9 protein-coding genes and 2 pseudogenes are annotated in these 9,873 nt (G+C 73.2%); 5 read left to right on the top strand and 6 right to left on the bottom strand.

What is annotated here, in order from left to right; translation table 11 throughout:
* Nucleotides 1-3: 3 nt before the first annotated feature.
* The 4 genes and pseudogenes from HLK59_RS45045 to HLK59_RS45030 form a co-directional block, all read right to left on the bottom strand.
* Nucleotides 4-1,287 carry an ROK family transcriptional regulator gene (locus HLK59_RS45045; protein WP_240983012.1) on the bottom strand — a complete coding sequence of 428 codons (1,284 nt, stop codon included), beginning with the start codon at nt 1,285-1,287 and terminating at the stop codon, nt 4-6.
* 82 nt (nt 1,288-1,369) lie between these two features.
* Nucleotides 1,370-2,332: an aminoglycoside phosphotransferase family protein gene (locus HLK59_RS45040; protein WP_171147468.1), complete on the bottom strand. Its 963-nt coding sequence runs from the start codon at nt 2,330-2,332 to the stop codon at nt 1,370-1,372.
* 34 nt (nt 2,333-2,366) lie between these two features.
* Nucleotides 2,367-3,024, bottom strand: a pseudogene (locus HLK59_RS45035) (flavodoxin domain-containing protein); the annotation flags it as partial.
* Nucleotides 3,025-3,069: 45 nt separating this feature from the next.
* Nucleotides 3,070-3,987, bottom strand: coding sequence for a DUF3626 domain-containing protein (locus HLK59_RS45030; RefSeq protein WP_171147467.1), 918 nt, complete (start codon nt 3,985-3,987; stop codon nt 3,070-3,072).
* Nucleotides 3,988-4,091: 104 nt separating this feature from the next.
* Here HLK59_RS45030 and HLK59_RS45025 point away from each other — a divergent pair, with 104 nt between their 5' ends.
* A complete protein-coding gene (locus HLK59_RS45025) occupies nt 4,092-4,586 on the top strand; it encodes an FBP domain-containing protein (protein WP_171147466.1) in 495 nt (164 codons plus the stop codon).
* A gap of 1 nt (nt 4,587) precedes the next feature.
* Here HLK59_RS45025 and HLK59_RS45020 read toward each other — a convergent pair whose 3' ends face one another.
* Nucleotides 4,588-5,580, bottom strand: coding sequence for a zinc-binding dehydrogenase (locus tag HLK59_RS45020; RefSeq protein WP_171147465.1), 993 nt, complete (start codon nt 5,578-5,580; stop codon nt 4,588-4,590).
* A gap of 105 nt (nt 5,581-5,685) precedes the next feature.
* Between HLK59_RS45020 and HLK59_RS45015 the strand changes: the two genes are divergently transcribed.
* Nucleotides 5,686-6,261: an ABATE domain-containing protein gene (locus tag HLK59_RS45015; RefSeq protein WP_171147464.1), complete on the top strand. Its 576-nt coding sequence runs from the start codon at nt 5,686-5,688 to the stop codon at nt 6,259-6,261.
* Nucleotides 6,262-6,582: 321 nt separating this feature from the next.
* Here HLK59_RS45015 and HLK59_RS45010 read toward each other — a convergent pair whose 3' ends face one another.
* Complete coding sequence (locus HLK59_RS45010) at nt 6,583-7,185, bottom strand: TIGR03086 family metal-binding protein (RefSeq protein ID WP_171147463.1); 603 nt, start codon at nt 7,183-7,185, stop codon at nt 6,583-6,585.
* 117 nt (nt 7,186-7,302) lie between these two features.
* Between HLK59_RS45010 and HLK59_RS45005 the strand changes: the two genes are divergently transcribed.
* The 3 genes and pseudogenes from HLK59_RS45005 to HLK59_RS50615 form a co-directional block, all read left to right on the top strand.
* Entirely contained in the window at nt 7,303-8,538 is a 1,236-nt protein-coding gene (locus HLK59_RS45005) for an aromatic acid exporter family protein (protein WP_171147462.1), read from the top strand.
* 35 nt (nt 8,539-8,573) lie between these two features.
* Nucleotides 8,574-9,596, top strand: coding sequence for a hypothetical protein (locus tag HLK59_RS45000; protein ID WP_171147461.1), 1,023 nt, complete (start codon nt 8,574-8,576; stop codon nt 9,594-9,596).
* A 75-nt stretch (nt 9,597-9,671) separates the two neighbouring features.
* Nucleotides 9,672-9,873 (top strand): annotated as a pseudogene (locus HLK59_RS50615) (hypothetical protein); the annotation flags it as partial.

Here is a 9,873-nt window from a genome sequence, read left to right as displayed (position 1 = left end):
GGGTCAGCCGGTGGGCTCGTCCGGTATCGGCGCTTCAGTGTGGAAGCCCGCCTGGCGGGGTGCGCACCGGCGGCCGCCGCGGGCGAAGAAGTCGGCCAGTGGGAGGATCGCGGCGCCGACGGTGACCGCGTCGGGGCCGAGCCGCCCGAGGTCGATGGTGACCTTCTCGGCCGGGTGGCGCAGGGCGTAGGAGGAGGCGTGGCGGCGTACGGCGGGCAGGAAGCGGGTGCCCAGCTGGAGGCCGGCCCAGCCGCCGATGAGGATGCGCTCGGGCTGGAAGAGGTTGATCAGGTCGGAGAGGCCGGCGCCCAGGTACTCGGCGGTCTCCTCCAGCACGGCCAGTGCCACCGGGTCGGGCGCACCGCCCTCGGCCGGGTGCGCGGCGGCCAGCATCGCGGTCAGCGCGGTCTCCTCGTCGGTGCCCTCGGGCGGCCGTCCACCCTCCTCGCGCCAGCGCTCCAGCAGCGACTCGGCGCCCGCGTACGCCTCCAGGCAGCCCAGCGCACCGCACCGGCAGCGGCGCCCCTTGACCCGTACCGTGAGATGGCCCCATTCGACCGCCCGCCCGTTCTCCACCTCGGGCGTGACGAGACACGCGCCGACGCCGGACCCGAAGAGGACGACGACCGCGTTGTGCGCACCGCGGCCGCCGCCGAACCACATCTCGGCCTGGCCCAGCGTCTTGGCGCCGTTGTCGATGAAGTACCGGACGGTGTCGGGCAGCCGGGAGGTGGAGCGGAGCAGTTCCTCCAGCGGGACCGCGTCCCAGCCGATCGTCTGCCCGTGGACGACGGCGCCCCGGTCCGGGGTGTGCTCGACGATGCCGGGCACGCCGATGCCGACGCCGAGGAGCTGGTCGGGGGCGATGCCCGCGGTGTCGAGCACCTCGGCGACGCCGTCGCGGATGTGGCCGACGATGACCTCGACGTCGTAGCCCTGCCGGGTCAACGGGCGTTCGGTGCGAGCGAGTTCGGTGAGGGTGAGGTCGAACAGCTCGACGCGCACCCGGGTCTCGCCGACGTCGACGCCGATCATGTGGGCGCTGCCGGGCGCCACCCGCAGCAGGGTGCGGGGGCGGCCGCCGTCGGAGTCGACACTGCCGGCCTCCTCCAGCAGGCCGTCGGCGACCAGGTCGGCGACGACATTGCTCACCGAGCCGGAGCTCAGACCGGTCGCGGGGCCGAGCTCGAAACGGCTGAGAGGCCCGTCGAAGTAGAGCCTTTGCAGCACGGCCGTGCGGTTGGCCCGCCTCAGATCGCGTACCGTGCGCCCGTTCCGCCCCGTCATGTGTGGCCCCCTTAGAACCCTGTCCGAACTGCAACATACCGCTGCGGGGGCACTTTCGACGACCCTTAATTCACGATGTGAACTATGAGAGGTCCGCGATCTCGGTCAGCGCTGCCACCAGTTCCGGTGCAACCGCTTCCTGTCGCCAGCGCCGATCCCCCTCGTCCATCTCCCTCGGGACCGTCTCGATGAGCATGATCAGGTAGAGGTAGGCACGGTAGAGGGCGTAGCGGAGGCGGGCCGGTACGTCGAACTCCGCGTGGCCGCCCTCCTCCCGGTAGCCGGCCATGAATGCCTCGTCGGTCCTGATGTCGCCCAGCAGCGCGAGGGAGACGAAGTCGGCGAGCGGGTCGCCCCAGAACATGCGCTCGCCATCGATGAGTCCGCCGATCCTGGCGCCGCCGTCCGCGCGCTCCACCAGGATGTTGCCGGGCCACAGGTCGAAGTGGACGAGGCTCGGGACGCTCACCTCGTCGAGCGCGTCGTAGGCGGGCCGGAGCGCGTCCGCCACCTCGTCGACGGGGCGGGGCAGTTCGGCACCGTAGCGGCGGGCGTCGTCGAGGACCGCGTCGAGCATCCCCGTGAACGCGGTCCGCCAGTCGGGGGCGAGCGGACCGAGGGCGCCGGACGGGTAGCCGAAGGCGGGGCCGGTCACGCGGTGCAGGCGGGCCACCTGGCGGCCCAACTCCGTACGCAGGTCCAGCTGTTCGGTGCCGCTGAGCTGTCCGTCCCAGGCGTCGCCGGGCACGGCCGTCATGAGCAGATCATCCCGTCCGTGGCCCACGACCCGGGGCGCCGGTACGTCCGCCTCCGCGGCTCCTCGGTAGAACTCGGCCTCGGCCACGAGGAGTCGGCGCTCGTGGCTCAGTCCGGGGACGGTCTCGGGAGGCGGCACCTTCAGCACATAGCGGCCGCCGTCGGCGAGGACGAGCTCCTCGACCGTGTTGTAGGTGCCGCCGGTCAGCGGGCGCAGGTTGGCGAGGTGTCCGGGCGGCAGGCCCGCCTCCTCCAGGATGCGCCGAGCCCGTGCCCAGGAGTCCACCACCGTGTGCCCGCCTCTCCCCTTCACCGCGCGTCGGTCAGCCCGCCGCGTACACGTCCTCGACGTAGCGCCCGTCCGCGATCAGCCCGTCGAGCCACTCCTCGGCGGCCGTCGCGTCGGCGTCCGCCGTGTGCTTCCGGTACAGCGTACGGAACGCCTCCCGGACACCCGACGCCATCCGGGAACCGTCGCCGCAGACGTACACCCGGGCGCCCACGCCCAGCAGGTCCCAGACCTCGCCGGCCTCGGCCGCGCGCAGCTCCCCGGCGTGCAGGAAGTCGGCGTCGGGGGCGTCGCAGCCGAAGCAGCAGAGGGCGGGGGCGAGTTCGGCGCCCGTGGCGAGCGCGGCCGTACGGTCGGCGATCGCGCCGCGGAACGTGCGCCGCCACGGCGCTCGGCGCCCGTGCCGCTCGGCGAAGGCGTCCAGCGGGCCGCCGGTCAGGGTGCGGACCTCGTAGGCCGCCGCCGGTCCGGGGCGGTGGCGTCGGGGGCGCCGTGCCGTTCCAGGAGGGCGGTGCGCAGTCGGGTCGTGAAGTCCTTACCGCTCCCGTGAGATCGGCGGAGGCGTCGGCGGTCGTGCGGGCGGTGAGGCGGGTGGCGCCGAGTTCGGTGAGGCGGTCGTCGATGCGGGTCGGGACGTGCTGGTAGGTGGCCGCCCAGTTGCGGTCGCCGACGCCGAGGACGGCGTAGGTGACGTGGCGGTGGGGCGCGGGCAACCGGACGGAACTGGTCGCCCGCGCCTATGCGCTGGAGGTGCTGACGCCCTCCGCGGGACCGGAGTAGACACCCCCGTCGGCGTCACGGGCGGTGCCCGCGCCCTGCGGAGCGCCGAAGCGGGCCAGGGTGTGCCAGACCTTCTTCAGGTCCTGGAGTTCGTACCGTCCCGTCCGCGCGGCGTCCCCGATGATCCGCGGGTCGATCCGGCCGTCCTCGGCGATCCGGGCGCCCAGCTCGGTGTACTCCTCGCCCCGGTAGTCCGCATGCCGGCGCAGCCGCTCCACGGTGATCCGGTACCCAGGATGCCACTCGACGGGGCAGGGCAGCAGCCGTGCCGCCGTCTCGACGGGTGTGCCGCGGTAGCAGGCGTCCAGGACGAGCGCCGCCACGTCCGCGGTGAGGGAGATGCCCCCGTGGACCTGTGCCTCGATGTAGTCGTCGAGGGCGTCCCGCTCGTCCGCCTCCGCCAGGGCGATGAGCGACATACCGGCGGCGACGCCGAAGTGGGCCGGCTCGGCGGCGCTGTCGGGATAGCAGAAGGTGGCCCGGGACAGCGCCGTACCCGTCAGCCGGAAGTGCGAGGAGCCGAAGCGCGGGGCGGCGCCGACGACCTGGCGACGGAAGTCCAGCGCGCCGTACACGGGCCGGTCGTCCGGGGCCGCCTCGTCGTAGGCACCGCCGAAGATCCGGCTCTCCCAGCGCCGGCGGTCCCCGCCGGGGTGCGCGGTGAGGCCGCCGTTGCTGGTGCCGGTCACGAACTGCGAGTGGTAGGAGCCGTCCCGCGCCATCGCCTCCAGGATGCCCACCCCGCCGGTCGGCCGGTCGGGATGGAAGTTGAGCGTGATGCGGGTGTCCGGGGCGACGGGCGGCCCCGCCGACCGCTCCGCGACATGCCGCAGCGCCGCTCTCGCCCGGGGTGAGCGGACGTTCTCGAAATTCACTGGTTCCTCCTCGCCGGGGCCGTCTATCCTGACCGAACCTAGGGGCACTAGTTTTTTTACCCCCAGGTTTCGGAAACAGCATGACGCCCCCAGGAGACTCCCCCATGAGATCACTGACCGAGCACGACATTCGCGACTCTTTCGTGAACTGTTCCAAGGGGGAGGCCAAACGCGTGGCCGTGCCGCGCGATCTCGACGAACGCCCCTGGGACGATCTCGACTTCCTCGGCTGGCGAGATCCCGGGGCACCCGACCGCAGCTACCTGGTCACCGAGCGGGACGGACGGCTCGTCGGCCTGACGCTGCGCCTGACCTCCGGGCATCGGGGCTTCCTGCACCGCAGCATGTGCTCGCTCTGCCTGACGACCCATCCGGGCGGCGGCGTCTCGCTCATGACCGCCCGCAAGGCGGGTACGGCCGGGCGGGAGGGCAATTCCGTCGGTGTGTACATCTGCACCGACCTGGCCTGTTCCCTCTACGTCCGCGGCAAGAAGGTCCCGCCGAGCACCCTGCGGATCGAGGAGAGTCTGACGCTGGAGGAGCAGATCGCCCGCGCGACGGGCAATCTGTCCGCCTTCATCGACAGGGTCCACTCCTGACTCACCCCACGGCGAGCACGATCTTGCCCCGGTTCTCGCGCCGCTCCAGCTGCTCGTGGGCGGCGCGCGCCCGGGCGAGGGGCAGTACGGTCTCGACCGGTACGCGATAGGCGCCCGCGGCGACCCGCTCGGCCAGTTCACGCAGGTCGGCGCGTGGGTCCCAGCCGTGGCGCTGCCGGTTGGTGAGCTGGAAGCCGAGGATCGACGCGTTCTTCGGGTAGAAGTCGCGGGTGTCGACGGTGCTGGGCGCCAGGGCGACGTTGGCGAGCGCCACGACCCGGCCGCCGTGTCCGACCTGACGCAGGCTCCGCGCGAAGGCGGCGCCGCCCACGGTGTCGAGGACGACGTCGGCGCCGCGTCCGTCGGTCAGCCGCAGCACCTCCTCGACCTCGGCCTCGTCGGGGTACGCGGAGGTGTCGAGGGCGACATGGGCGCCGAACTCCCCGGCCCAGGCGGCCTTCTGAGCCGACCCGGCGAGCGCGATGACGCGGGCCCCGGACTCGGCGGCGATCTGCACGGCCGCGGTGCCGACCCCGCTCGCGGCGGCCTTCACCACGACGGTGTCCTCCTTGGTGACCTTGGCGAGATGCCGTACGCAGTACCAGGCGGAGAGCCAGGCGATGGGCAGTGTGGCCGCCTCGGTCAGCTCCACCCCGTCCGGCAGGGCCACCGCCTGGGTGACGGGCACGGCCGCCAACTCGGCGTAGAACCCCGGGGACTTCACCCCGTCCAGCGCGACCACCCGTTGCCCGACCGCGAAGTCGGTCACCCCCTCCCCCACCGCGGCCACGACACCGGCCGCCTCGGCGCCCGGGATCAGCGGGGGCCGACCGGCGTTGTGGTAGACGCCGGCCCGCCGCAGCGCGTCCGCCCGGTTCACGCCGGCCGCGGCGACCCGTACGAGCACCTCCCCCGGTCCCGCCACCGGATCCGGCACCTCGACCTCCACCAGCACCTCGGGTCCGCCGAACTCCTCGATCCGCACCGCACGCATACCCCACCCGCTCTCGTCGTGCCTGACACCACTTGAACCGGTGTCACTCTGCGACACCGGTTCAAGTGGTGTCAAGAGGCATGTGCGGCCGGTAAGCTCGGCCCCATGACCAGCACCGACCCCGAGCTCGCCTTTCCGTTCGTCGGCGGCCGCCCCTGTCTGGACTTCGTGGCCACCCTCGGCAAGCGGCACGCCACGCCCAAGGAGCGACTGCCAAACGCCGCGGCGCTGGCGCGCTGGCTGACGGAGGCGGACCTGGCCGTGGGCGAGGAGCCGGCGCGTGTCACGTCTCGGGACCTGGCCGACGCCCGCGTACTGCGAGAGGCCGTCAACCGTCTTGTACGCGCCGCGATGACCGGGCGGGAGCCGGAGGCGGCCGATGTCGCACTGGTCAACGACGCGGCGGCCGAACCCGATCTGGCACCCCAGCTCGGCAAGGCCCGCTGGACGGCCCGGCATCCGTCCCGGGCCGCTCTGGCGACGGTGGCCCGGGACGCCGTACTGCTGGCCGGCGGGCCCCTGATCGAGCGCGTCAAGGAGTGCGGGAACCCGGACTGTTCCCTGCTCTTCCTCGACGACTCCCAGGCCCGCCGCCGCCGTTGGTGCTCCATGGACCGCTGCGGCAACCTCGCCAAGGTCTCCGGCTACCGCTCCCGCAGCCGAGCGGCCACCACCCACTGACGGTGCACGACCACCGGACCGCCCCACCGCGCCCGGCAGCGACCGGCCCGCGACTGAGGGCCAAAGCGATGCCGACCACCGCCGCGTCACGGTGACGAAAGCCCGCGGTGAGTTACGCCGGGCCCTCGCGGGCGTACGGCCGCGGGCGGCGGGGTGGGGGCCACTCGGCCGTCCCGTCCGGCCCAACGACACCGAACGACCCGCGGCCGAAGGTCAAGCCGCCGGACACCACCGCCGAGCCACAGGGGCGCAAGCCCGCGGCGAGTTACGCCGGGCCCTCGCGGGCGGGCGGCGGGGTGGGAGCCATCCGGCCGTCCTGCGTCACGGAGTGCGGTGAGCCTCCGGGCGCCACTGCGGGTCGCGGCCGAGGAAGGCGAGGAGTGTGTCGGCTCTGCCGGTGCCGTCCGGGGTCGTCCGGGCGGGGGCGAACACCCGGTAGGAGTCCCGGAGATGGTCCACGAGGTGTTCGGCGAGCGGCCAGATGCCCTCGGCGAGGTTCTCCGTCAACGGCGCGTCCTGGCCGGTCGCAACCGCGATGTCCCAGGCGTGGACGGCGGCGTCCATCGCGGCCGCGGCCGCGGCGAGTCGCGGCGGCAGCGGCCCGAGCGGGGTCGGCACCTCGCCCGCGTCGGCGGGCAGAGCGGCGTAGGCGTCCGCCACCATGCGCAGCACCTCGTCCAGCTCCGCCGACGGATCCGCGGCGAGTGCGTCGGCCGGGGCGAAGGGGTCCGAGTCGGGACGGCCTCCGGTGATCGCGAGGCCGTAGCCCTGCTGGTCGATACGGGCGTGGTTGAGGACCTGCCGGGCCGTCCACTCGGTGCACGGCGTCGGCGCTCCCCACGCCCGCACCGGGACGGCCGCGACCACCTCGCTCAGGTAGTCGTGCGCGCCCGTGAGAACCTCGAACCCTCGGGTGTCCGCCATCACTGTTCCCCCCTCTTGCCGTCGACGGGTTTGTACGGACAATCTAAGCGTCGTTGCGGACAGTTACGGTCCGCAAGCCGCGATTGCGGCCGACTGTGGAAGTGGGACAGCCTGAGGATGCGAGTGGTACGTGAACGGGCGGCGTCCCTCGTGCGCTTCGTGAAGCTACGCAGGGACCCGGTGGTCGTACAGACGCTGCGGTCGGCGGCAGCGGCGACGATCGCCTACGTCATCGCGCTGCGCCTGAGCCCCGAGGCGGCCCCCCTCACCGCGCCCCTGACCGCGCTGCTGGTCGTCCAGGTCACTCTCTACGCGACGCTCACCAACGGCATACGCCGGGTCAACTCGGTGGTGGCCGGCGTCCTCGTCGCCATCGCCTTCAGCCTGCTGGTGGGACTCACCTGGTGGAGCCTGGCCCTGCTCATCCTGGCCTCGCTCGGGGTCGGGCATCTGGTCAAGGTCGACGAGTACGTGCCCGAGGTGGCGATCAGCGCGATGCTGGTCCTCGGGGTCACCACCGTCGGGGACACCGCGTGGGCGCGGATCCTGGAGACGCTGATCGGGGCGGTCGTCGGGCTCGCCTTCAATCTGCTGTTCGCGCCGCCGGTGTGGGTGGACGAGGCCGGCGAGTCGATCGAGGGACTGGCGCGCCGGGTACGGCAGTTGATGCTGAACATGGGTGAGGAGGCCGCCGGCCGCACACCCGTCGAGCACGCCACCGAGCGGCTGTACGAGGCGCGGCGCCTGGACCACGACATCGTCGAGGTGGACGCGGCCCTCAAACAGGCCGAGGACAGTCTGCGGCTCAATCCGCGCGTCCGCGAGGGTCTGCTGCACCGGGTGGTGCTGCGCACCGGTCTGGACACGCTGGAGATCTGCACGGTCGTCCTGCGGGTGCTCGCGCGCACCCTGACCGACCTCGCCAAGGAACGTGAGTCCGAGCGGCTGTTCGCACGGCAGGCGGGCGCCGCCGTCGAGCAGCTGCTGTCGGAGATCGCCGACGCCGTGGTGAGTTTCGCGGTGCTGGTCACGACCGACGTCAGCCGCAGCGCCGAGTCCGCGGAGGAGCGGCTCGCCTCCCAGCTCCGGCAGGCCACGGCCACCCGCGACAAGCTCGCCCAGCTGCTCCTGGAGGAGGTGCGGCGCGACGCCCGGCAGTGGCAGCTGCACGGCGCCGTGCTGACCGAGGTGAACCGCATCCTCGACGAGCTGGACACCGAGCACCGCTCGCACCGGCTCCTGGAGGAGCTGGACCGCACCTCCCGGGAGCAGCGCGAGCGGATGCCGCGGCTGACCCGGTTGCAGGAGCGGCTGCGCAGGAACCGTCCGGCCCTCGCCCGTCGTTCTAGGTGACGTAGTCACCAGGGCCGACCGAGGGGGCGAGCAGGATGACCGGCGTACGCATCGACGGGAACACGCTGAGGCTGCCCGGCGGGGTGGCGGTGCGGTTCATCCGCACCCTGCGCCTGCCGGAGACGGGCACCCATCCGCTGCCGCCGGGGCTCGGGGAGTTTCCGCTGCGCCGGGTCGCGGACCACGCGGACCGGGTGCCCGAGGCATGGCGGGCGCGCGGCGGGGTGATGCTGCCCGTGTATCTGCGCGAGGCGATGTGGCTGAGCTTCGGCGGCACCACCGAGCCGGCCGCGCTCCAGGTCGGGGTGGGCAAGGTGTGCGCGGTCTCGGGCGAGCCGTGGAGCGAGCGGCTCGCGCGCAAGCCGCAGAACTATGTCGTGCTGCCCCGCCAGCCGTGGCTGGACGGCATCAATTCCGGGACGGGGACGGTCAAGCAGTTCGTGGCGGTGCCGCTCGGCCTGGGTGCGACCGTCGAGGGGCAGGTCACGGGCGAGGAGGTGTGGGGCGGCGTACAGCTCCAGTCGTTCTCGCTCGCGGAGGAGCCGCTCGCGCGGTGGCGGGAGTCGCGGGAGCGGGAGCGCGCCACGAGGGCGCCGATGCACGCGCCCTCGTTCGGGGCCGCCCCGCAGATGATGGCCGCCCCGCAGATGGCGGCCGCCCCGGTCCCCGCGGCCCCGGCCGGTATGGGTCTCGGTGTCGGTGGTTCGATGCGCCAGGAGGTCTACAAGGACGACCGGCCCCTGTCGGACTGGGCCGAGCGGCCCGGCGGCCGGGTCTTCGTGCACCTGGTGACGCCTCCGCAGTGGCGCCGAATCACCGGCGAGGAGCCCCCGCCGTCGCCCGTGGACCGCGCGGCGTACACACAGGCGGGGCTGCCTTGGTACGACTACTACGACCAGGACGCGGAGGATCTCGCCCCCGCGGACGCCCTGGAGGGCGTGAAGCCGGTCGGCGACTGGCTCGGCGACGACCACGCACCCTGGCAGGAGCCGTACCCGGCGCAGGTGCTGCCGCTCAAGGACGCGCCGGGCAAGCCGGTGGAGGACGGCGACTGGTAGGGGCCGTTTGCGTGTGCGGGGTGGTCCACGTCAAGGTGGTGACGGCTGAGGCAACCGACCATCCGAGGTGCGTGCATGGGCAGGGGCGACTGGAGCAGGCGGCGATTCGTCGCGGCCCTGGCGGGGACGGCGGCCGCGGCGACGGGCTGCGGCGACGCGCCGGGCCCGACCGGGTCGGCGCCCGCGACGCCCGCCGCGCCCTCTACTCCTTCGGCGCCTCAGGCGGCCCAGGCCCCCGAGGGAGCCACCCCCAGCGCCTCACCGAGCCCCACCGGCC

This window comes from Streptomyces sp. S3(2020) (genome assembly GCF_013044505.1).
Taxonomy (GTDB): Bacteria; Actinomycetota; Actinomycetes; order Streptomycetales; family Streptomycetaceae; genus Streptomyces.
This window is presented reverse-complemented; position numbering and strand designations above follow the sequence as displayed.